Genomic DNA, 24,235 nt, shown 5'->3' with positions numbered 1-24,235 from the left:
GAGCGGTGAAAAAGCGAAATGACGAGTCCCGAACCGAATCACAACCAGTGGAACTATTACGAAGAGATGCTTCGATGGCTGGATATTCATCTGATGCGCTTGCTGGCCGTGCGAGCACAGCAGGGGGATGATTATCCGCTGGATCAAATGAGGGGGGTGATTGTCACAGAGGAAGAAGTCGTGCAATTGCTCGAGGCAGCTCCGCCGGCAACGCTGCTATGGGAAGCCTTCGCAGAGCGGGTGGCAGCATGCGAGGAACGACTTCATGCCCTGCACATGCAAGAAGCGGGTAGCGTACCGATTTTGGAAGTGGCAGACGCTTTTTCACTCAACCGCTTCGAGCTGGGATGTTTATTTCTTTGCCTGGCAGTCGAGCTGGATCGGAAGTACGAAAAGCTGTTTGGCTACCTCCTCGATGATATTACATGCAAGTCACCTACTCCCGAATTGGCGATGCAGCTATTTTGCCGGACAGCGACCGAGAGAATAGAGGCCTGGACAGCATTTGCGCAAAAAAGCAAGCTGGGCCGATTGCTGCTTTTTACCGAGGGGGACATGGGGGGCAGCGGCTCTTGGCTCTCTCGGCCGTTAAAGCTGGATGAACGTATGCTGCACTTTTTGACGACAAGGGATGGAGGTGATGCCAGTCTGCCGCCTTGGCTATCCTGGAGCTTGCCAGATCAAGAGCTGGAACCGTTGGTAGGAGAAAGTGCGATTCATTTGCAGGAGCGCTTTGACACATTGTGGGAAACGGCAGGAGCAGATTCAGAGCGGATTCTCCTGCATTTGCATGGTCCGACTGGCGTTGGCAAAAGGCAGCGAGTCAAGCATCTGTTTCATCGCGTCAGGAGACCAGTGCTGTTCGTCGATGCAGAGCGTTTGATCCGCGAGGAAGCTTTTTCACGCAGATTCCAGCAGGTATTGCGGGAGGTGCAGCTGCGTCGGGGGGTGCTGTGCTTGCATCAGTTCGAGGTTTTGAAGACAGAAGAGGTCCAAACCGTTGGGCGAAAGCAACTGATGATGGATGAACTCGAAAGCTTTCTGGGCCCCATTGCCATTTTGGCGAAAAGTCAATGGAAGCCGGAAAACGCTCTGGGGAAGCGGATTTGGCTGGAAATGGAGGTGCCTGGTCCAGATGAAACGGAAAGGAGGCGATTATGGGAGAAGGGCCGTGCTGGCATGAGCTTTTCTCAAGAGATTGATGTAGGCGTTTTGGCTGGAAAATTCAAGCTGAATGCCGGGCAAATCAACCAGGCGCTGCACAGAGCAAACGAGATGGCGATGCAGACGAAAGACGGGATCATTACGAAAACACATCTCCATGAAGCTTGCTTCCTGCAAATGAGGCATGCACTAGAAAAGCACGCCACGCGTTTGAGACCCAAATACAGCTGGGAAGATTTGATTTTGCCTGAGGAGCAACTGACTTTGTTGCGGAACGCCTGCAATCAGGTGACCTACCGAAATGTCGTTTTGGGAGAGTGGGGCTTTGGGCGAAAGCTCTCTTATGGCAAGGGCGTCAGCATGTTGTTTGCAGGTCCTCCGGGTACGGGCAAGACGATGTCGGCGGAAGTCGTGGCAAATGAACTAGGTTTGGAACTTTGTACAATTGACTTGTCGCAGGTGATCAGCAAATACATTGGGGAGACGGAAAAAAACCTCCACCATATCTTCTCAGAAGCGAAGATCGGCAATGCCATCCTCTTCTTTGATGAAGCCGATGCCCTTTTTGGCAAGCGCTCAGAAGTGAAAGATTCGCATGACAAATACGCGAATGTGGAAACGGCTTACTTGCTGCAAAAGATGGAGGAGTATGAGGGGGTCTCCATTTTGGCGACGAATCTCTTGCAAAATTTTGACGAGGCTTTCATGCGCAGAATCAACTACGTGGTGAAGTTTCCTTTTCCCGAACCGGACTATCGCGAAGAAATATGGCGCAGCATGTTCCCGACCGATACGCCGCGAACTGCTGATATCGATTTTGAGTTTCTCGCGTCCAAGCTGCACATTGCTGGGGGAGGGATCAAAAATGTGGTTCTCGCTGCATCCTTCTTGGCTGCATCGGAAGGCACGCCCGTTTCCATGAGTCATTTGATTGCGGCTGCGAAGCAGGAGTTAAAAAAGACGGGTAAGCTGCTATTGAAAGAGGATTTGGGGGAGTACGCCAGCAGGTAGCGTGTCGAAGAAAGTGTGTAATTTTACAAAATTAGATAAAAATTCATGTAAAACCATTAATTTGAATGTTATGATAAGTATATTCTGTCAAATAATGTCGAGGTGAGCGGGTATCAGTCAGTACACCGCCATTGCTGAAGTAGGAGAGACGCTGCTCGCTCTTTTGCGAAAAGAGATGACGCCGGAGCCGATTAGCCAACCCGAACTGATTGGTCTAAGCTCGCCTGCTCAGCCAGGAGATTTGGCCTTAGCCTTGTTTTTATACGAAATCCGGGAAAGTCAGGAGAGGCAGCACATGATGATCAGTGAAGGTACTGATCAGTTGCGATATCCCCCAATGACGGTCAATCTCTCCTACATAATGACCGCCCATTCCCCAGCGGAACAGCATACCCGCATGCTGGACGAGCACCGCATCCTCGGGCGTGCCATGCAGGTTCTCTACGACAACGCCATTTTGCGTGGCGATCAGCTTCAAGGCTCCCTTGCAAACATGGATACAGAGCTTCGTGTCGTCGTGGAGCAGCCTCCCGTTGATAAACTCATCCAACTCTTTCCGCATGTTCCGTACAAGCTATCCATCGGCTACTCGGTCGGGCCGGTTCATATCGATTCCACCCGAGTTCGTTCAACGAAGCGCGTGCTGGAACGGGATATTCGCATACGAGGGGAAGGTCATGGTTAATGGAGCAGCATTTCCAGGTGCGCATTCGTTCCGTCTTCTCGTATGCCGTCCGTCTGGTGGACATGTATACAAGAGGAGCTCCTTTTCGCTCGAGCTTGTCTGTTCGCTTGGCGAATCATCCACAAGTGCCCATAGAAAAAGGGGACGGATGGTATATCTTTACTGATTTGCCCGATGGGATTTACACACTCAACATAAGCAGCAGGGAGTATATGGATTACTCTGTGACCTTCTCCGTGATCACCGGGAGCACATCTTGCTCCGAACGAATCGTTTACTTGCATCCGAGTCCAGCCTATCCATTCCGGCCAGGAGACTCCCTTGTTAGAGGGAGAGCCTGCGTGGCGGATGGTTCCCCAGCTGGCGGTGCCTGTGTGCAGGCTGTCATCTCGTATGAGCGAGATGCCCCGGTGAGATTGGCCGAGGATGCTGACAAAGAGGCCACGGAGCTAATCGTAGCCAGTAAAAAGGGCCAAGTCGATTTGGCTGACGCTTTTCTTCTCGAAACACCCACATGTAAAGGGACGATCATTCGTTTTGCAAGTCCCCCAAAAGGTCGGGTTTATCCCTTGACCGAACCTCTTTCTTTTGCCTACCCAAGAGGCACTGTCTTACTCCCACTGCTCGAAACGCACTGCGACGACAGAGGAGAATTCGTAGTTGCCCTTCCGTTGTTTCTGGAAAAAACTCATGCGCGTATGAAAATTGAAGTGCGGCGGGAAGAAGCCGCTGGTTTTGCCGAGCTTTCCATTCAAGCCGGTACGAACCAATCCATAGGTATCATCCAAATGAACAGACCTAAATAGGGTGATCCGGCAGTTGTTTGGCGTCGGTCCATGACATCCTGCTGCCTGATTATAGAGCAAGGCTCACGTATCAAAACGGCATTTTTGTAAGTGGTCAAGCAAGTGATGAAATTAATCGGAGGGAGGGACTGATTGCAGGTTTCTGCTGCTGATACATGCGGAACTCTCCAATCAGGTTACGATGCCAGAGTACCTATCACCAGGGGTGTATGTCGAGGAGTTTGATAGTGGCCCCGTTCCCATGGAGGGAGCGAGTACGAGCACGGCCGGCTTTATCGGGCTGGCCCAAAAAGGACCCGTTGCGGGATTGCCTGAGCTGATTACAGGTGTCAATGACTTCCGCAAGTTGTTCGGTTCCTATTTGTCTGAAAATGCATTTGGCGAATACCGCTATCTTGCCTATGCGGTGGATCACTTCTTTCTGAATGGTGGCTCTCGTTGCTATGTGATGCGGGTAGCGCCAGCAGATGCGAAGCCGGCTTCCAATGAGGGCAACAGCGAAGGGGCTGTCCTTCGGATTATGGCAAAAAACCCGGGGGCATGGGGAAATCAGATCCGCGTAAATTTGATTCCGTCGAGCAAGGCAAAAACGCAGATTTACGAGCAGCTAGGCGAAGCTCCTAAATACCGCGTGAAAAACAGTGCAGGCTTTCAAGCAGGTGATGTTGTTTCTTTCTACGACGGTGAAACGAAGCAGTACAGCGAAGTGGTTTCTTCGCAGGACAATGTGATCGAGTTGTCTACCGTGCTTACAGGAGACGTCATCGATAACAATCTGCTGCCGGTCAAGATTTTGTCCACATGCGAATTTACGGTGCAAGTCTTCTACAACGATGAGGCCGAAGAGTTCGACAAATGCTCGCTCAATGTCTCTGCTGCCAATCATGTCAGCAAGCTGCTGTCCAAGAGCAATATCGTCGAGGTCGAAGCAGGTGCTGCCCCAGCGAGCGCAGAAGTCATCCCTCCTTTTACCGTCATTTCAGGGATGGCGGAAGAAACGCAATCCGAGGGCGGAAAGACGGAATTCGGTCTGTATCAAATCTCATTGGCAGGGGGTAGCGACGGTTCTGTCGCCAATCTGTCAGCAGGCGAATACATGGGGGAGGACCACGGACCGGGAAAACGTACGGGAATCCAAGCCTTCATCGATAATGACGAAGTGAGCATTATGGCCATTCCGGGCGTGACAGACCCGAATGTGCAGCTTGCGCTTGTGGCTCATTGTGAAAACCTGAAAAGTCGCTTCGCCATCCTCGATATCCCACGCGACAAGAAAAAAGTAAGCGATGTGTTGACGCATCGCAATATTTTCGATACACAATACGCGGCCATCTACAATCCTTGGCTGCAAGTGTTCGATCCGTTGGACAAGCGCAACATCTACATTCCGCCATCAGGCTCCATGGCTGGTATATACGCGCGCTCGGACAACACCCGCGGCGTCCATAAAGCCCCGGCTAACGAGGTCGTACGTGGCTGCACAGGACTGGATTGCCAGTACAATACGGGCGAGCAGGATATTTTGAATCCGAAGGGAGTCAACCTGATTCGTGCGTTTACAGGTCAAGGAATTCGCGTCTGGGGCGCGCGTACAATGTCATCCAATGGGCTATGGAAGTACATAAACGTGCGCCGCCTGTTCATTTTCATAGAACAATCGATCAAAAACGGGACAAACTGGGTGGTATTTGAGCCAAATGATGAGAGGCTGTGGGCCCGCGTCCAACGCACGATTGATTCTTTCCTGACGCGCGTCTGGCGAGATGGCGCGTTGATGGGCTCAAGCCCTCAGGAAGCCTTTTACATCCAAATCGGCAGAAGCACGATGACGCAAGATGATATCGACAATGGCAGACTGATCTGCGTGATTGGTGTAGCTCCTGTCAAACCAGCAGAGTTCGTCATCTTCCGTATTACACAAAAAACATCTGATCAGCAATAATTCACGGAGAAAAACGGTGTGAGGAAAGGGGTACAGTATGGCAGATCGCAAGGATCCATACCGCAAGTTTCGGTATCGGGTAGAGATGGACGGCATTCAGCAGGCAGGCTTCAGTGAGGTATCGGGCTTTGATGCGTCTGTGGACGTAGTCGAGTATCGCGAAGGCAATGAGGTGATTACTCCACGCAAGCTCCCGGGCTTGGCGAAATACGGGAACATCACGCTGAAATGGGGCGTGACGGATTCGATGGATTTGTACAACTGGATGCAGGACACCATCCAGGGCAAGGTCGCACGCAAAACGGTAACGATCATTGCCATTAACGAAGCCGGAGATGATGTCGCTACATGGAAGGTCATCGAAGCATGGCCGACCAAATACACGGCCCCTGATTTTAACGGTACGTCCTCAGAGGTGGCAATTGAGCAGTTGGAAATTGCCCACGAAGGAATGACACGCACGAAATAATAGAAAATCCCGACGCCTAAGAGTGGCAAGGAAAAGGCTTTTCTTTGTCACTCTTGTTGGTCTCGGGTGATGAGGAGGATGACACCATGGCATTTAAAACGGAATACGAATTTGAGCTCCCACGCGGCTATGTGGATGAAGAAGGAAACCTGCACAAGCGGGGGGTCATGCGCTTGGCGACGGCTGCTGACGAGATTTTGCCGATGCGTGATCCGCGTGTCCAGCAAAATCCCGGCTACCTGACGATTATTTTGCTGACGAGAGTGATTACCAAACTGGGAGATGTACGGGGAATAGATACAAGAGTGGTGGAACGACTGTTTACAGCGGATCTCGCGTACCTGCAAAACCTGTACAGACAGATCAATGAATTGGACAGTTCGATGTTCAAGACATCTTGCCCGAAATGCGAGCATGAATTTCAGGTAGATATGGCTTTTTCAGGGGCGCTGGAGGGAGTATGAGTGGGTATCCCGTCGACAAGATCTATGAAGAAGCCGCCTTCATCGCCTACTATTTTCACTGGCCTCACGACGAGATCATGTCGATGGAACACAAGGAACGACGGCGCTGGTGTGAAGAAATATCCGCCATCAATCGCAAGCAAAATGACGAACCGGAAAATGTTTTTGATGTGTTCAAGCGGAGGTGAGTCTGGTGTTCGGCAATGAGAATCCATATTACACCAACCTCCGATTTCGTGTGGACTTTCTTCCGTTTGGATTGGAGATGGATGGTATCTGGGTTGCTGGATTTAGTGAAGTGTCCGGATTGGCGGTTGAAACAGAGCTGGAGGAATACCAGGAGGGCGGCGTGAATCATTTCGTTCACAAGCTGCCGAAACGCAGCAAGTTTCCCAATCTGGTCTTCAAACGGGGGTTTGTGAGATCAAACGAGCTGTGGAGATGGTATGAGGACTTCCACTTTGGCCCGCCAGAAAAGCGCAAGCGCAAGCAAGGGGCAATCATTCTTATGGACCCAAACGGAAACGACGTGGGGGCTTGGGCATTTGAAGGGGCGTATCCGGTCAAGTGGGTTGGACCGGAGTTCCGGGCCACGCATGGAGAAGTGGCGGTCGAGACATTGGAAATCGTGCACCAAGGCTTAAAATCGTATTTTTAAGCTGTATCCCGTCTGCAAGGAGCAAAAGAAACGATGATAACGATCAAGCAGCTCCCACCTTCGCGCCGTCCATCACTGCTGCCAAGAGCGTCCAACCAAGGCTTTGCACAGGGCATCATGCAAAAGTATCGGCACGGGGAAGGTCGCGATCCCGGCTACCTCGCTTTGATCCATCGTGATTTTTCGCCGAGTATCGGAGGGCAGGAAAACCACTTTCATCAGACCTTCATTCATGTGCGCATGCGTGCACAAGTGGACTCCTACCTCGGATTGAATCGCGAAAGGTTGCCGAACGGACAGGCTGGCTCACCAGGGGCAAAAGAGCGCGTGGTGATGACGCAAGCATCGGGATCAGGACGAAAAGTACGACCAGCTACTTTGATACATGAGCTTTTTCAGAAGTGGGCGTCATCCAAAATAATCGAGAAGGTTTACCTGCCGCAGATCACGGTTATCTCAAATGGAAGAGATAGATATCGCAGGTCCAGCTATGTTCAATCTTCGGTTCAGCGAGGAAGCTCACTTGAAAAATGGCTCCCGCAGTGGCGGTTAAAAGAGCAGATACACCCAGCCGATTTTGCCGCGCCTCTTTTGAAAGCAATGGTTTCAGACAGCAAGGAAACGGTACGCGGAAGTTTTTGGACGCCTGAGACTCCCTATGTTTCACCGGAGTTTTTAGTACACACGGTGCGAATGGGTGATCCTGGTGGACGCAGGAGATTGCAACATGAACTTGAACGGATACGGTTCGCGGCAAGAGTAGATGCAATTTCGATTTCACGTGTCAGATCGACACTTTCTAAAACTGGCCGATTCGAACAGATTGGAGTTCGCCATTTTTGGCAGTTGATTCACAGAGGGATGGATCCAACGATTGGGACGTGGTTTTTTCCAGTTTTCTTAAAAAGAGTAGAAGGACGGGCTGCGAGCTCTTTCTTGGACCGCTCGGTGTGGACGGAGAAAGCCGGAAATGACGGCAGAGATATCACAAGTCCAAGGACGATGAACGCGCATCCACGTCTACGTGTATTACAGCCGATTGTTTTCGCGAGAAGCCGTCAACATTTACAAGTAAAAAGCGAGTGGATGATAGAAACGCAGTCTGATGTTTCTTTAATCCCATTGGAACGGAAGATACTTCATAGCAATGAGCTTTCGAAGATGTTCTCGTCCTTAATGCCTCGCATACTTCATCGAGCGGATACTGGTCGGACCAAACAGCAGGCTGTAAGGGAACGCTTTAAACAGCTGTTCCATTTGGCTCAACAGTTTTCGAAGGCAGAAAGTGATCCTGTGCATTTTGCCGTACATGGTTCTGGACAGAGCTCGAAGCAGATAGACAGCTGGCGGGAACAACAGTCGAGTACTTTTTTACATTGGTTGCGTCAGCTTGTCCTAAGCCAAGAGCAACTGGCAACCATGTTGGTGTCTCGGGTTGAGCAGAAACCCCCTAGCATACCATTACATACGCTGCAACTGCTTCCATTTGAAACGATGGCAACAAAGAATCAAAGGAATCAGCGGACATACGAGTGGCTGCAACAGCGAATCTCACAGGAAGCTGGGTTGAATCAGATTGCTAGGGAGCAGTCCATTCGCTTGAGATCGAGCCATGGGCAATCTCATTTTGGTAACAAGAATGTGATTCCAGCTGTGTCTCGTGCTTCGTATCAGCAGCTTGACATGCTACAGCAAGAGTGGAGGACGGGTTCGCCGTTACACGTTTTACACTATATGCAAGGTCTACCGTTCCCATTGCGTATAACGCGTACCACAGATAGCTCCCGAACATTTCCGCTTCTCTCACAGTCAGTTGTCAGGAAATCGATCACTGCTTATTGGATTCAGAGCTACCAGTCCGCCAATGATCCTGTTTTCTTTGAAAAACGAGGATGGTTGAACCAACCGTGGGTCAAGCAATATCTTGAAACTCATAACGAAATCGAGCGTGAGCCAGCAGGTACAGCAAGTGCTGCACGATTTGTAGGGAATCGCTTCGTGCCTGTCTTCCGTGTGAATCGCCAACTCTGGCAGACACTACAGAATCGTATCGTAAGTTCTACCCATCACGAGACGAACGAGAAGTCTGTGATGGAGTGGGTGCATCTTCAACAGATGGCGGTAAAACAGCTGAGAGCAAGGGAGCTCCTTGCTACTAGAACTCAAGCGCCAAGGAACCTTTTGAATGAACCGGAGAATCGATCTCTGCATCCTGTGGCAGGTACGCCTAGTAGATGGTTGATACACCTGCTGAATGTTCTAACGAAAGAGAGTACATCGGTCAGTAATCATGTCCAGCCAGCTATTTATTTTCTGCAAAATCAGCACGTTTCTCAGATGTCAAACGAGATGGTACGTCAGCTACTGTCGTTTCAGAGTGAGAGGGGCAAGCAGACAAATGTTGCTTTCCCTTTCTCCAAGAATCAAGAAAAGCTCAGCCTATTGGGACGAAAAGCGACGATCTCGATGGTACACGAGCATGTGCATAGACCATTACGGCACACCGTCTTCCTAAAAAATGAACAGAGTACAAGTCAAGCATTCGTGCATTCACATCGTCATGATCGGGAAGCCATTTTCCTCAGGTTGAACCGCTTTGGTTTTGCAAAGCTTCGTGCCACAGATTGGATTGGACTTGGAGGAGCAGATCATCAGCAATTGCAAAGTACGTCTGCGAAGCCGTTTTCTACCAGCGAGGACGTCACTGACAGAAACTCATTGCGACAGCTAGCTGCTGGATGGAGTGTGGAACTAGGACTCACGATCCTCTTGCAAAAAAGCGCGAAGCTGGCAGCGATGAGCGAGTTTGCAAAGCTATCGTCAACAAGTGGGTTTGCAAAGGTAGGCTCAACAAGCACAAGTAGGAAAGCTTCCCCGAGCAGTGAAAAGCAATCGAATGATCAGTCAAGGTCTCGCAAGGGCGAAAGCAATCCATTACGAGAAAGCCGTCGCTCCCACTTCTTGCAGCAGACAGCCAACTTGCGGACCAACGCCGTTGCCCTACGTGCTCGCTCCTTTCTTCAAGTCATGGAGCAAATCAGAAAAGCTATCCAAACTGATTTCCGGACGGAAACATATGTCCAAAGCCATCACCCACTCTCGACTATTCTGAATCGTCACGATGCACAAATGGTTGTCCAGAAACAATGGGGACCATTCCATAGCCTTGTGCATGGTCAAATCGTGGGGATGCCCCGCAGTATCGTGCATGAGAGTGGAAACAGACGTGCAATCGAGCCACTCCAACGACAAGATCGAGTCAACAGATTGGAGCCATTTTCTCGCCACCATCCAATCAGCTCCGTTCCATTCGCGAGAGAAAAATCCATTGATTTAACCATGGACAGATTGCATTCTGGACAGTTCAGTCGCAGCAGCCGTTTTCAACAAACGAACTATGAACAGATTCTGACGGTTAACCAGAAGATGCAGACGATCAAACAGCTAACTAGTGATTGGGCACAGGAGGCCGAGATTCGAGACGCTCGTCTCACTCCTCTGCAAAAAACAGGGCTATTCACGGAAAAAGTAGAACAGGCGGAAAAAAACACATCCCTAACACTTGTTCCAAAGCCAATGGTTGCAATGACGATGCTGCCTCCACTCCTGCAACGAATCCAACAAGCTCAAAGAGCGTCAGAAGAATCGGGGCTGCTTTCCCTGTCCGAAAACGCAACCCATATTCATCGACGAGGATTACGCACAGCGGACAGCCACACAAGCCCTGTGGCTACCGTTCAGTCGCCGCCGTCCATGGAGTACTTGCGAAAAAGCATTCAGCCTCAAGAAACCGCTGTGCAGCAGACGACAACACTTCCACCCCAGCGACAGGTCGACTTACACGTGCAAGAGGGGGCTGGCAATCAGAGGTCGCTGCCCCCACAAGAGGTGGATCGATTGATGGATAAAATGATGAAGGAGCTGGACAAGCGCCTCACTCAGGAGCGGCAGCGACGAGGTTTATAAGCAGGATTTGCCGCATGCTCAGACGACTATTTCTTCGGTAAAGAGAGGCAAAAGCCAATGATGGGTCAGGAGAAAAAGGCCAAAATTTTAGTGGATCGCAATGGGCAAGGTGACTTCAAGGAGAGTATTTCTGTTCTCTTTAACCCTTCGGAATACAAGGTAGATGCTTCCAATAACTACTCGTGGCAAAAGATATTGGGGCAATCTGTACCAGTCGGAATGTTTACGAGCGGTGATATCGAGACATTATCGGTCGACTTGTTTTTTGATACATACGAGGCAGGAGTGGATGTGCGTGCATTCACCAATCAGGTGCTGGGACTGATGGCCGTAGAAAAGAAAATCAGTACACCACCCCTATGCAAATTCGTCTGGGACAGCTTTCAATTCACTGGTGTTGTCGAGAAGGTTTCGCAGCGATTCACGATGTTTCTCGATCAAGGCACACCGGTACGAGCCACGCTAGGCGTCACATTTAAAGGCACGAGCGTGAAAAAGTCCGCGGACGATATCGGGGCCGCAAGAGAAAAGGTCGCACAACAGACAGTCAACCAAGGAGATCAGCTGTACTTGATGGCGTATCGCTCGTACAATGATGCGTCGAAATGGCGAAACATTGCGAACGCCAATCGGATCGACAATCCCAGACTTCTAAAACCGGCTACTACCCTGCATGTGCCACTTGTGAGGTGACGAGGGCATGAGCGAATTGAAATTGACGACAGACCGCCATTCCTTCGATGACCTGCGCCAAACGTACAACAACTTTCATTCCCCAGCCCTGGAAATACTCGTTGGAGGGAAAAAGCTGATCAGCCAGGTAGGTGTCGCCATTACCAAAGCAACGATCAACTCTAGCTTGGAAGGCAAAGCAGATACGTTTTCGTTTTCAGTAACCAATGCTTTTGATACGGCAGCGTGGGAGTTCCGCTGGGTAGATGACTATTTGGTTCCTGGCAACGAAATTGAAATTCAGATGGGCTATGGAACCGAGCTATCCAGTCTCTTTTACGGACACATTACAGCCGTTTCGTTTGCATGCGAGGAGACGCCTACCATAACGGTAAAAGGGATGGACAAATCGTTCCTGCTTATGGTCGATAACAAGTCTACCTCCTGGAATAAAAAGAAATACAGTGATGTCGTGAAAGAGCTGGGACAAAAATACGGCTTGTCAACGCATGTGGATGATACGGTTCAGACAATCGAGACCATTACCAAGACAGTGGCCGAGACTGACTTTCAGTTTATCAATCGTCTTGCGAAAATTTGTAACTACGACTTTTTTATCGTCGGGAAGAACTTGTATTTCCGTAAGCCACTGAGCAACACGACGCCGGTCCTTACCTTGATCTGGGGAGTTTCCTTGCGCAGCTTTTCCGTCGATGTGAACATTGCTTCTCAAGCCTCCTCCTATACGGTGCGATGGGTAGACAAGGACAAAACAACGGTGCTCCAGGAAGCGAAAGCAACGAGCGCAGATATCGGGAAGCTCGGGACCAATTCGAAGACAAGCGCTGATCTGCTACGAGCAATCGGTGATTATTTTGATAAATACGAGTCTACGAAAAAGCTGGACTCACCTGAGGAGATAAAGGCGGTCGCCAAGGCACGCCTGAATCAACTCGCCATGAACCTTCTCGACGGCAACTGCGAGGCCATCGGTTTGCCAGAAATTCGTGCTGGCCGCTATATCACACTAGAGGGCATGGGGAAAAAGCTGAGTCAGCCATATTACATCACATCTGTTACACACACCATCGATGTGGCATCTGGCTATGTCACGACGTTTCAAGTGAAGGGAAATACGATATGAGCTTTGATCATTGGTTCTACCAGGATGAAATAACAGAAGAAGAACGGGCAAAAATCCATGGTGTCATTGTCGGGATTGTGACGAACAACGAAGACCCGGAAAAGCTCTCGCGTGTGAAGCTGAAGCTGCCTTTGGTTGATAACGAGCGGGAGACAGATTGGGTGCGAATTGCCACGCTTTTTGCAGGAAAAGATCGCGGCAGCCTGTTTATTCCGGAGGTAGGCGACGAGGTGTTGGTCGCTTTTCACTGGGGAGATGTACGCGAACCATTTGTGATTGGGATGTTATGGAATAAGGAAAACAAAGGTCCGGAAATGGCGGAGAAAAACAACATCCGAAAAATCACGACCCGTGCAGGCCATGAAGTGATTTTCGGCGATGATCCGAATGACGGGAAGATCACGATTGCCACGAAAAAAGGACAACAGGTGGAACTGTCGGACAAGGATGAGAGTATTGTGCTTACGGAGAGCAGTGGAAACAACCAAATCGCTATTAAAGGCGGTAGCACCAATGAAGTTACGGTGAAGAGCGGCTCAAGTACGATTACGTTGAATGCAAAAGGGCAAGTGATCATTCAGTCAGACACATCGCTGACAATCAAGTCCACCCAGTTGAATCTGGAGGCGCAGGGAGCCATGTCGATTAAAGCAGGAGCGTCTCTGAACATCAAATCTGACGGCATTGTTGCCATCAACGGCTCGGTGATCAAATTGAATTAATTCATGGGGGGATTCCATGCAGCAGCCATTCGGTGAAAAAGGATGGAAGTTCCCTATTCAGGTGGATCAGGCTACAGGCCGTATTCGCTTGTCCGACTACGAGGATGACATCGCTGAAGCGATACGCATCATTCTTTCCACAGCAAAGGGTGAGCGTGTGATGCGACCGAAATTCGGGAGCGGATTGCAAGGTTTTATGTTTGATGGCACGGATGGAACGAGCCTAGCTTTGCTCCAATCAGACATCGCAGAAGCGATCATGATCTGGGAACCGCGTGTGCGGGATGTCCAAGTGGAGGCCAAGGTCGACAAGACTCATTCCGAAACGGTGAATGTTACGATCAGCTATACCGTACGTGCGACAAACAAAGGCTATCAGCTGTTGTATCCTGTCCATCGTCTCGATCCACGTGGATAGCACAAGAGTCACAATCGTATGAAGAATTCAGGAAGGGAGGTGGGTAATGTGAAGCCACCTTTGGTCGATCCGCGGGACATGCAGGCAGTCATCCGGAAAATGCGTGAAATGGTGCCATTCTACACACCGGAGTGGCGCTTCACTCCAGAAGATCCTGATGCGGGTACGGCATTATTTCTCCTTTTCGCAGACATGCTGATGAATAATCGTGATCGCTTGAATCAAGTGCCGGAGCGAAATTTTGTCGCTTTTCTCAACATGCTTGGTGTCGGGATGGCTCAGGCAAGACCGGCAGAAACCTTTTTGGCATTTGAATTGAGTACGGGCGTGCAAAAGCCAGTGTGGATTCCGGCGGGTACAAAGGTTTCGGGGAAGTCTGCCCTTGGCGATGAAGTGGTTTTTGAAACCGATCAGCCTATGCTGGCTACCCCCTCTCTCCCGACAGATTTGTTGTTTGCCAATGGCAGTCGAGACTTTTTAACAGATGTAACGTGTTGGCTTGGAACAAATACACCGCTCCCGCTATTGGACTGCCAGGCTTTGCCTAATCACCAGGAGCATTGCTGGTATTTGGGGCACGAGGACTTGTTTTGTTTAGGGGAGAGTGCTTCGATCCAGCTCACGATGGTGTCCAATCAGGAACGCTATCTGGAATCCTTGCTGACCGAGAAGCTGGCGAATCCAGAGCTGGTCGAGTGGACGTATCAGTCAGAGGGCGAATGGGTTTTGTTCGACAAGATCGAAGCTGATCTAAATCGGCTGCGCTTGGAAAAAAAGCAGCGGAAAAAATGGGAGCCTAGTCAAGTGCAAGGAATCGAAAACCGTTGGCTCCGCTGTAGAGTGAAGTCAGGCATGATTCATGAGTGGATGAAAAATGGCGGGAGCACCTCTCTGACCCAAATCCAGATGAAGACGGATTATTTGCCGACAGATGATCCGAAGGGCCTTGCACCCGACATGCTTTTCTCCAATGATGTACAGGTTTCTGGGAGTGGTTACCTTGCGTTTGGCGAGCAGCTTGCACCTTATGGCATGTTTTTTTTGTCCTGTGAAGAGGCGTTGACGAAGCCTGGAAGTACGGTTGCCCTTCGTTTTCGAATGAAGACAGTGCCCTATCCCGCTACGCATCTTTCACAACCGGAACCGAAATGGAAATGGATCATGAAGGAGTCTTCCTTTGACCCTCCTGCGACGACACCCGTCACGGTCAGCAAGGTGGTATGGGAATACTGGAATGGCAGTGGATGGATGGTGCTTCTGTCAGGAGAGGATCGGGAGAAGCTGTTTGCCGGCACCGATTCGGATGAGGAGATTGTGGTTGCCTTTACGTGTCCAGATGACTTGCAGCCGACAACCGTGCAATCCCAGTATGGTTATTGGATTCGTGTGAGAATTCTTCAGGTGGAAGGCTTATACGGCCCAAATCCTGTATACATGGCCCCGTGGCTGGAAGATATGCGTCTGAGCTACTCGTACCGAGAGTCGCTGCATGAGCCGGAAGCGATTCTCATACAGAACGACTTGGATTGGCAGCAACCTGTCGGTACAGGCAATTATCAGGGGAGCTTCCAGCCGTTTTTGCCGCCCGAATGCCTGCACCCCGCCGTCTACTTTGGATTTGAGCAGCCGCCATTACAAGGACCGCTTTCTTTCTACTTTTCTTTTCTCCCAATGGAAGAATCCCCAGGGGCTGCTCCGGTAGTGCAATGGGAGTACAAGCGGGGAGAAGCAGGAGCAACGACTTGGGCCAAGCTGCAGACGATTGATCAGACCACTGGTTTTACGGAAAGTGGTACCGTGCGTTTCGCTGGTCCTTTTGATATGGAAAAAAGCAAAATGTTTGAACGGGAGCGTTATTGGATTCGCGCCGTCAACGTAGACAATCGTCTTGGAGGAGGCACTTCGGATGCACGACATCCCGTGCTAAGCGGCTTTTATCCGAATACGATACGAGCCATTCAACAGGAGACGATTCGCAATGAAATGGCAGAGCGAATAACAGAGGGGCCACAAGCCGAGTACAGATTGATCCGACATCCCGTCATGGGCGAAGAGGTATGGGTAGATGAAACAGGCTTCTTTTTGCCGAGTGAACGAAAGAGCTGGCTGGAACATCCAGAAAATCGGGTGGAGCTTCTCTATGATTCTGAAGGGAACGAACAAAAATGCTGGGTTCTGTGGAAGCGAGTAGAGCATCTGCACGATTCTGGCCCGGATGATCGCCATTACTGCCTGGAGAGTGCTAGCGGAAAAATTTTGTTTGGCGATGGCCGACACGGTAGGGAGCTTCCACAAACCGGACTCGGTTCCGTAAGGGTGACGTATAAGGTTGGTGGGGGAGCGGCAGGGAATCTTTCAGCAGGACAGTTGAATCAACTGGAACAATCGATTCCGTTTGTCCAAGCTGTCAGCAATCCGGTGCCTGCGATTGGGGGAAGTAATCGGGAATTGCTGACGAAAGCCTTGCAGCGCGGTCCTCAGACAATCAAGCATCGTTATCGAGCGGTGACGGCTGAAGATTTCGAATGGCTCGTCCGCGAAGCGCATCCGGGGATAGTCAAAGTGAAGTGTTTGCCGAATCGGAACAACCGACTGCAAAAAGAAGCAGGGCATGTCACTGTGATCGTATTGCCCGCAGTGGGAAGCTTCGGGACACCATTTTTGGAGCTCCGGCGTTCTGTCACGAACTACTTGCTTACACATGCGGCAGCGACAATAGCCTCTCCCGAACGGATTCATGTCAGGGAGCCTGTCTACTTGGAAATTGCGGTGACGGCAGAGCTGGCAGTGGGGGCTTTGGAGGAAATCGTTGAAGTGGAGCTGGAGACACTCGGCAAGCTCGCGAGATTCCTTGACCCGATTTCGGGAAATCTGCATGGTGGGGGCTGGGAAATAGGCCAGCGTGTACACCCTTCGCTCTTGTTTGCCTTGTTGAAATCCGTAAAGGGCGTCCGCTTTGTGGATCATTTGACCTTGGCTGTATTTCGAACAGAAAATGGGCACCGAAAAGAAATACTCGCTTCTGAATACGAAACGATTGTACATGGGATCGTCACAGAGGGAGCACATCGAATCAGCGTCCGCGTTCACGAAGGCTAGGCTTTCTTCCCACCCAAACATTGAAAAAGGAAGTGTGCACTATGCTTCCATCCAAGAATCTGGATGATCGCCACTTTGAAGAGATCGTCGAACAAGCAAAAAACGCGATCCCCAAGCTGCAGCCAGAGTGGGGGGATCACCGTCATCACGATCCCGGCATTACGCTTTTGGAGATGTTCGCGTGGTTGATGGAAATGCAGCAATATTATCTCAACCGGATAACCGAAAAGAACGAACGCAAATTTTTGCAGCTCATGGGTGTACACCCAAAGGACCAGTCATGTGCAATGACAGATGTAACGTTTTTCGACGTGTCAGAAGAAGCGATCCTTCCGGAGAAGACGAGATTGTTCGCGGGGAATCTTCCTTTCGAGACGGAACATTCGCTTGTTCTGGTACCGGCCAGCCTGGAGCGAGTGCTGGTTCATACAGAAAGCGGGACGGCGGATGTGAGTTCATCGAATGCGCATAACGGTGTTTCCTACTACGCATTTGGCCAGGAACCGAAGACAGGAAACAAGATTTACTTGGGCTTTGATCGACCGCTGCCAGTGGGGAAAGCAGTCTCCATCGGATTGCGCCTGTTTGAGGACTATCCTGTCCCAATTGCCCCGCTTACGCCCACATCGCTTTTCGTTCCATCGGCCAGCCTCGAGTGGGAGTACTACGGACAGAACGAACGAACGCAGGAAATGGGGTGGAGTCCGTTGCCACCAATCTCGGATGAAACGATGAATCTCTCCTTCTCCGGACGAGTCCTGATCGAGCTGGAAGGAACAATGAAGCCGCTCATGCTTTACCCTGCCAATGATCGGCCGCGTTTTTGGCTCTGTGCGACATTGCGAGCAGGTCGATTCGAATTGGCTCCTCGCATGGAAAAAATCGAGCTGAACACCGTGAGTGTCATCCAACGAGAAACCTTCAGTCAAGTATGGGAGTTCGATGGAACGGGGCAAGCGGATCAGACGATCGTCCTTTCCAGTTCGCTATCGTACGACGGCACTGTGGAGGTTCAATACAAAAAGGGGCAATATTGGCAAAGTGGATGGGATCAAGATGAACCAGACCAAGCCGATACAGGCGTATTTTCGTTTCGTGTTTCGCGTGACCCAGAACAGGGCACAACGATGATTCGATTTGGAAGTGCAACGCCAGAAGGTCGCAAAAATATTCGGGTCATCGCCTATCGGAGTGACTTTGCAGGGCAGCGGTTCATTGGAGAAAGCAATGGATTGCCACATCAAGTGTTTCGGCTGAATGTCCAATCGATCTTGCCGGAAACGTTTGTCATTCAGGTAGCGCGTCAGGATGAAGGCAGTCCGTTGCCCGTCTGGGAAGACTGGTCGCTGGTCACTGATTTTGACCGATCAGGACCACAGGACCGCCATTTTATGCTGATTGATGCAGACGGGGCAGAAATTGCGTTTGGCAACAATGAGCACGGAGCCATTCCCGAAAGACTGGAAGGCATGGCGGGTATTCGGATCATATCGTGTCAGACAGGTCAAGGTGCGAGGGGGAATGTGCAAGGAGGTCAAATTACCCGATTCCTGCCGCTCGCCCGGCAGCGAACCACTGCGCAGGTGACGAATCCCCGTCCAGCCTGTGGGGGAAGCGAACGGGAAACGATTGATGAAGCCAAGCGCAGGATGAGGACGGAATGGAAAAAACCGCAGCGGGCCGTTACAGCAGAAGATTATGAGGCCATCGCGCTATCGACTCCCGGATTGCGAGTGGCCCGGGCGAAGGCAATCCCCCTGTACAAAGTTGGGGAAATGGGAGCTTCCGAGCAAAATGCAGCCGCTCAAATGACCGTCGTCATCGTCCCATTCAGCGATCAGCCGACACCACTGCCAAGTGAAGGCTTCCTGCGTACTGTTCGCCATCACTTGGAACAGCGAAGGCTCCTGACGACAGAAGTCCATGTAGCAGCTCCTGCCTATATCAAGGTGACCGTTTTTGCGACAATCATGGTGGAGCCTGCATTTGCAGACAAAAAGCAAGTGGTGCTACAAGCATTGCAGCGATATTTGACACCATTGGATCTGCACAATCCTTCGACTCACCAAGGAAAAGGATGGGAGTTTGGCCGACCTGTTTATAAAAGTGATCTCTACGAGGTGTTAAACCAGATCGAGGGTGTGCTGTACGTGACGGATTTGTGGGTTTCCGCAGAGGGCACAGGCATCGTCAGGGACGAAGGGGGCGATATTCAGATTCCGCGCCATGCGCTGGTGTACTCAGGAGAGCATGTTCTGGAGCTCGTTTTGGATAGAGAAAGATAGACGTGAACAAACGGAGGAGTGGGCGTGGATACAATGAATCGTTTCTTTTCCCTGAACAATCCGTCCGATTGGCAGCGGGGGGCCTGGTATAACCTTCACGTCTCCAACGAGGGGATCGCGCTAAATAAATCGCCCGAATATGTGATCGATCATGTGCATCAGGCTGGGACGACACATCACTCTCGACTCTTGGATTTTGCCATGGCACGCGTTGGTTCGTTGCTTTGGCTGGATGAAAGCGGGCAGATCACGCATTACGATGACAGCAACAACTTCAAGGAGACGGTGTTTCGGGCTGGACGCGGGTTGTTTTCCAGAGATTCGTTTCTCGTCGCTGACGATGAATACGTGTACATCATCGACCCCGAGGCGAGGCGAAAAGTCGGAGCGTATTCCATAGCCAATGGCCAGTGCGTTTGGAGCTGGGAAGAGGGGGAGGAACCGCGGCTTTTTCCTTTGGATGCAGGGCTGGATGGAGAAGGACGTCTTTACATCGCGACACCTGTGGTGGTAGATGGAGACAATGTACGGAAGGAAATCGCAGCGGGAACACAAGTCATCGTCCTTCGGCTGAATCGGGCAGGCAAAGTGGACGCTACATACGTGCATGAGGAATTGAAAGTAACAGAGACATCTGCACTCCGTGAGATCAGGCGAAGAAGGTTGTTTCGTCTGTCCGTTGCCGAAACGGGCATGGCCTATCTATTTTTGGCACAGACGAATCAAGTGTTTCGGTTCTCTTCGGAAGGCGCCGATGTGTGCACTCTGGCGATTCCGTCAGGCACCAAGCCCGCGGGATTTGCAGTGGGTCCAGGTCCCATCCTCTATGTGGGTGATAGTCGTTCCATCGATTCGGCCCATGATCATACCCGATTCATTTTGCGTTTTCAACCTACGGGAGAAGCACTTGCGCCATTGACCAATTACCACGGTCGAGCAGACAAGCTTGTTTTTGATCACCAGCAACGATTGTACGTTTGGGATGCGCAGAAAAATGTTCTGACTATGATGAGGCTCGTCTCGCGGACGTCCAACCTGGATGCGACGGGAATACCGATGGGCATCTACTTCTCTCGTGCATTGGATAGCACGGAATTTGAAACGGTGTGGCATAAATTCACGCTGGAAGCAGACATACCGGAAGAAACGCAGTTACTCATCTCGACGTTTTCTTCTGATCGAAAAGAGCAGGTGATTGATGGAGCCGTACGCAATCTGGATGATTTTTTGCTGGAACCCGGCATGGACTGGAAAACCAAGCTGCAACGGACGGCTACTCTATGGTCAGAGCCGGTAATCAATGCTTCAGATGCACTGTTTCATTCCGCACAAGGCCGCTATTTATGGCTCAAAATCGAATGGCTCGGTACTGACCGCCACTCGCCGCTCCTCAGGCAAATGCGGATTTACTCGCCGCGCGACACATTTTTGCGTTATCTGCCAGCGACTTATCAAAGTGAACCTGCCAGTGCTGATTTCTTGGAGCGCTTCCTCTCCCTTTTCGGGACGTTTTACTTGGAGCTGGAGGAACAGATTGATACCATCTCACGTTTGTTCGATCCTGATACGACACCTGGAGAGTTCGTCCCTTGGCTCGCTTCCTGGTTAGGGATGGGCAGGGAAGAGCATTGGACAGAGGCACAGCGCCGAGAGCTGATTCGTCGCGCACCGGAGCTGTACGCAGAGCAGGGTACTCGTGCGGGATTGGAAAAGATGGTACAGCTGTATACCGGGGAGCGCCCGATGATCGTTGAGTATTTTCAAATCAGGGACATGAAGGCGATTCCGGAGCTGCACGAGCTAATCTCTTCCTTGTACATGGATCATCCGTATCAATTTTGCCTGATCGTTTCGCAGGAATGCGCGAAAACAGAGCGAGAGCAGTCGGTTCTGCAAAAGATTTTGGAAGATCAAAAGCCTGCTTTTACAGAGGCGAAGCTCATCGTCCTGCGACCGGGCATCTACGCCGACCTCCATAGCTACGTAGGAATTAATTCTTATTTGACGGAGCCGTCGTTCCTTACGCTTGATCAAAATTTATCCATGCCGTACAACACGGTGCTAAGCGGAAAGGACCGCAGCAGACGAATCGATTATGACACGAGGATTGGCCTGGATGCAGAGCTGGAGTAAGAAGCCGAGATTTTTACGCAAAGTGGGGTGTTCGAGATGAAGAATCTGCGTTATTTTCCACATGAACGGAATGTGTATTTCAAAGGGAAGCTGTTGACCGTCAGAGATTTCGAAACAGAACAGCGCTATTTCAATGACAAGCGTCGACTCACCAATCGGTTGCTTCACGGGGGTGGAGTGGTATGCGGTTTGCAGGTGATCGCTGTGGACGAAAAGCAGATTTCGGTCGAAGCTGGAGTCGCTCTCGATTATCTCGGGAGGGAAATCGTGCTCCCTGAGCCTGTGAAGCTGAAGCTGTCCATGATGGAAGGCTTTAGCAACAACGATTACGCGAAAAATGTGTACGTCTGCTTGGCCTATGATGAAAAAGGCAAAGAACAGGTCTTCTCCGTCTCCGAAACCGTCGAGCAGGAAATGGCTGAATACAACCGGGTGGCAGAAGGATACCGGCTTTTTATTAAAGAGGAAGCACCACATCCCGCTTCCATCGAAGGGGTGCAACTGGTAGAGCAAAGAATGCTCCTCTATGCAGATCAACAGGTGCGCATTTGGCAGGCAACTCCGCGATACGTCAATCCGGGTGAAGTATTTACCTTGCAGTTGCACATCGAGAAGACGGTACAAACCTCACGCGTGCAATTCCACTACAAGCTGAATGCGCTAGGGCTGACAGTCTTGGAAAGCAGCGACGGTAGCGTATCCTTCTTAGAGCCTGTTGACGCGAAAGAGACGGATTACGTCATCTCCATTCCGATCAAGGCTGGCTGGGATCGCGGTACGGTGGAGCTGACAGTGCTGGGTGGCAAGGCAGAGGTTCGACTCGGCGATCGCTTGGTGCATACCGATCTCGTCTCTGTAGGGAAAATTGAAATCACGCCAGACGATCTGGTAGAGCGGCTTGTGTCCGATTACTACAATCGCAAGCTAGATCAGGTGACACAGGCAAACGAACAGCCTTTTCTTTATTTGGCAAAAGTATGCTTGCTGCAAATGAATGCGACCTATGTCATTGAGAAGGTTGTTCCTGTTCCGTTTGGGGAGTACGTGTACACGCCAGCGCTTTTGCAAAAGCTTGCGTTGCGTGTACAGAAGGGAAAGCCAGTCGAGCAAGGGTCCCCTGGGGATTCCTTCCGGGTGACCACGCGTGTGAAAGAAATCCCGGCAGGCGATAAGCCGCAGTTCGATGTGAGCTACGATCATCTGGCGTCTGTCTACCAGTTTGAGCTTGGACTGCCCCGACCAGGAAAGACTAATGAACAAGTAGCAACTGGGGTGGTAGAAATACCGATTGAGCCATACTCCTCCAACTGGCCGTTTGGAGTCAAGATTGGCAATCGTTATTTTTCTGAGGAGCTCAAGCATTCTCTCGGAAAAGGTAACGTGTATGTCAGTGCAGGAATCGAGGATTTTCATGCAGATGTGATCGATGAGTTGCTTTCCCAGCATGAGCAAGTGATGTACGGGCATAGCAGTGTTTTTGATGATTCGGAGTATGCGACAGATGCAGCGCATTTTGCCGTGGGGGTTATCGTTTATCCGCAGAAAGGAACGTTTCGGATCGGCGTCCAGGTGAAGGGACCTGTTCAGACAGATCGGGCAAGGATCAGATGGTGGGCGATCAAACCGCTGGTAGCTGGGACAGAGGATGAAGTGTATCCAGATTCGCAAGAGTAGCAAGGTTTGCTTCATTTTGTATTTATGCTACACTTTCTTAATGTAAGTACATATCAGCGTAAGACGGGAGGAGATCCAATGGCAACACATATCACAGATCATTCCGTTTTGAACAACGGGGTGAAGATGCCCTGGCTGGGTCTGGGTGTCTGGAAGGCAAAAGACGGAAACGAAACGTTGGCCGTCCGATCCGCGATTGAAGCGGGTTATCGCAGTATAGACACGGCAGCTATCTATGGCAACGAAGCAGGCGTAGGCGAAGGAATCCGTCAAGCCGGGATTGATCGCGATCAATTGTTCATCACGACCAAGGTATGGAATGCGGATCAAGGCTACGAGTCAACGCTGAAGGCTTTTGATGAAAGTATGAAAAAATTGGGTACCGATACGCTGGATTTGTACCTGATTCACTGGCCCGTAAAAGACAAGTATGTCGATACATGGAGGGCCTTGGAAAAGCTGTACCGCGATGGATATGTACGTGCGATTGGCGTCAGTAATTTTCATAGCCACCACCTCGAGGATTTGCGTCAACATAGCGAGATCATTCCAGTTATCAACCAAGTCGAGTATCATCCATTGCTTACCCAAAAAGAATTGCATGCGTATTGCAAAGAGCATCACATTCAACTAGAGGCATGGAGCCCGTTGATGCAAGGAAATCTCGATCATCCTCTCTTGGTGGAATTGGGACAAAAATATGGCAAGTCTCCTGCACAAATTGTGCTTCGCTGGGATTTGGAAAACCAAGTGGTAACGATTCCGAAGTCGATCACACCTGAGCGGATTCGCCAGAACGCAGATGTTTTTGACTTCTCCCTCAGTGCAGAGGATGTAGAAAAAATCACTGCCCTAAATGAAAATAAGCGTTTTGGGCCAGACCCGGATCATTTTGATTTTTAAAAGGACAATCACACACATAA

The 24,235-nt window shown here is 50.6% G+C and carries 18 protein-coding genes; all 18 read left to right on the top strand.

Annotated features, from left to right (window positions below; translation table 11 throughout):
- Positions 1 to 18: 18 nt before the first annotated feature.
- Positions 19 to 2,175, top strand: coding sequence for an ATP-binding protein (locus HP567_RS23685; protein WP_173610962.1), 2,157 nt, complete (start codon positions 19 to 21; stop codon positions 2,173 to 2,175).
- 112 nt (positions 2,176 to 2,287) lie between these two features.
- Entirely contained in the window at positions 2,288 to 2,860 is a 573-nt protein-coding gene (locus HP567_RS23680; RefSeq protein ID WP_173611006.1) for a DUF4255 domain-containing protein, read from the top strand.
- Positions 2,860 to 3,666: a hypothetical protein gene (locus HP567_RS23675; protein WP_173610963.1), complete on the top strand. Its 807-nt coding sequence runs from the start codon at positions 2,860 to 2,862 to the stop codon at positions 3,664 to 3,666. Before HP567_RS23680 ends, HP567_RS23675 begins: the two co-directional genes overlap by 1 nt.
- Before the next feature lie 181 nt (positions 3,667 to 3,847).
- Positions 3,848 to 5,608: a phage tail sheath subtilisin-like domain-containing protein gene (locus HP567_RS23670; RefSeq protein WP_173610964.1), complete on the top strand. Its 1,761-nt coding sequence runs from the start codon at positions 3,848 to 3,850 to the stop codon at positions 5,606 to 5,608.
- 37 nt (positions 5,609 to 5,645) lie between these two features.
- Complete coding sequence (locus HP567_RS23665; protein WP_007721341.1) at positions 5,646 to 6,077, top strand: phage tail protein; 432 nt, start codon at positions 5,646 to 5,648, stop codon at positions 6,075 to 6,077.
- Positions 6,078 to 6,163: 86 nt separating this feature from the next.
- Positions 6,164 to 6,541 (top strand): hypothetical protein, encoded by a 378-nt coding sequence (locus HP567_RS23660; RefSeq protein WP_007721338.1) that lies wholly within the window; start codon positions 6,164 to 6,166, stop codon positions 6,539 to 6,541.
- Entirely contained in the window at positions 6,538 to 6,729 is a 192-nt protein-coding gene (locus tag HP567_RS23655) for a DUF6760 family protein (protein ID WP_007721336.1), read from the top strand. Before HP567_RS23660 ends, HP567_RS23655 begins: the two co-directional genes overlap by 4 nt.
- A 5-nt stretch (positions 6,730 to 6,734) precedes the next feature.
- A complete protein-coding gene (locus HP567_RS23650) occupies positions 6,735 to 7,199 on the top strand; it encodes a phage tail protein (protein ID WP_173610965.1) in 465 nt (154 codons plus the stop codon).
- Positions 7,200 to 7,232: 33 nt separating this feature from the next.
- The gene (locus tag HP567_RS30125) at positions 7,233 to 11,165 is read left to right on the top strand and encodes a hypothetical protein (RefSeq protein WP_173610966.1); all 3,933 of its coding nucleotides are present in this window, start codon (positions 7,233 to 7,235) and stop codon (positions 11,163 to 11,165) included.
- A gap of 57 nt (positions 11,166 to 11,222) precedes the next feature.
- Complete coding sequence (locus HP567_RS23640) at positions 11,223 to 11,858, top strand: CIS tube protein (RefSeq protein WP_173610967.1); 636 nt, start codon at positions 11,223 to 11,225, stop codon at positions 11,856 to 11,858.
- 7 nt (positions 11,859 to 11,865) lie between these two features.
- Positions 11,866 to 12,981: a phage late control D family protein gene (locus HP567_RS23635; protein ID WP_173610968.1), complete on the top strand. Its 1,116-nt coding sequence runs from the start codon at positions 11,866 to 11,868 to the stop codon at positions 12,979 to 12,981.
- Positions 12,978 to 13,703 (top strand): phage baseplate assembly protein V, encoded by a 726-nt coding sequence (locus HP567_RS23630; RefSeq protein ID WP_173610969.1) that lies wholly within the window; start codon positions 12,978 to 12,980, stop codon positions 13,701 to 13,703. Before HP567_RS23635 ends, HP567_RS23630 begins: the two co-directional genes overlap by 4 nt.
- Positions 13,704 to 13,719: 16 nt before the next feature.
- A complete protein-coding gene (locus tag HP567_RS23625; RefSeq protein WP_173610970.1) occupies positions 13,720 to 14,121 on the top strand; it encodes a GPW/gp25 family protein in 402 nt (133 codons plus the stop codon).
- A 48-nt stretch (positions 14,122 to 14,169) separates the two neighbouring features.
- Positions 14,170 to 17,220, top strand: a complete 3,051-nt coding sequence (locus tag HP567_RS23620; protein WP_173610971.1) for a putative baseplate assembly protein — start codon at positions 14,170 to 14,172, stop codon at positions 17,218 to 17,220.
- Positions 17,221 to 17,261: 41 nt separating this feature from the next.
- Entirely contained in the window at positions 17,262 to 19,505 is a 2,244-nt protein-coding gene (locus tag HP567_RS23615) for a putative baseplate assembly protein (protein WP_173610972.1), read from the top strand.
- 33 nt (positions 19,506 to 19,538) lie between these two features.
- Positions 19,539 to 21,638 carry a phage tail protein gene (locus HP567_RS23610; protein WP_217367229.1) on the top strand — a complete coding sequence of 700 codons (2,100 nt, stop codon included), beginning with the start codon at positions 19,539 to 19,541 and terminating at the stop codon, positions 21,636 to 21,638.
- 36 nt (positions 21,639 to 21,674) lie between these two features.
- Positions 21,675 to 23,312, top strand: a complete 1,638-nt coding sequence (locus tag HP567_RS23605; RefSeq protein WP_173610974.1) for a hypothetical protein — start codon at positions 21,675 to 21,677, stop codon at positions 23,310 to 23,312.
- Positions 23,313 to 23,390: 78 nt separating this feature from the next.
- Positions 23,391 to 24,215 carry an aldo/keto reductase gene (locus tag HP567_RS23600; protein WP_173610975.1) on the top strand — a complete coding sequence of 275 codons (825 nt, stop codon included), beginning with the start codon at positions 23,391 to 23,393 and terminating at the stop codon, positions 24,213 to 24,215.
- Positions 24,216 to 24,235 lie beyond the last annotated feature (20 nt).

This window comes from Brevibacillus sp. M2.1A (assembly GCF_013284355.2).
Classification (GTDB): Bacteria; Bacillota; Bacilli; order Brevibacillales; family Brevibacillaceae; genus Brevibacillus.
Note: the sequence above shows the minus strand (reverse complement) of the source record. Positions and strands in the feature narration are given on the sequence as shown.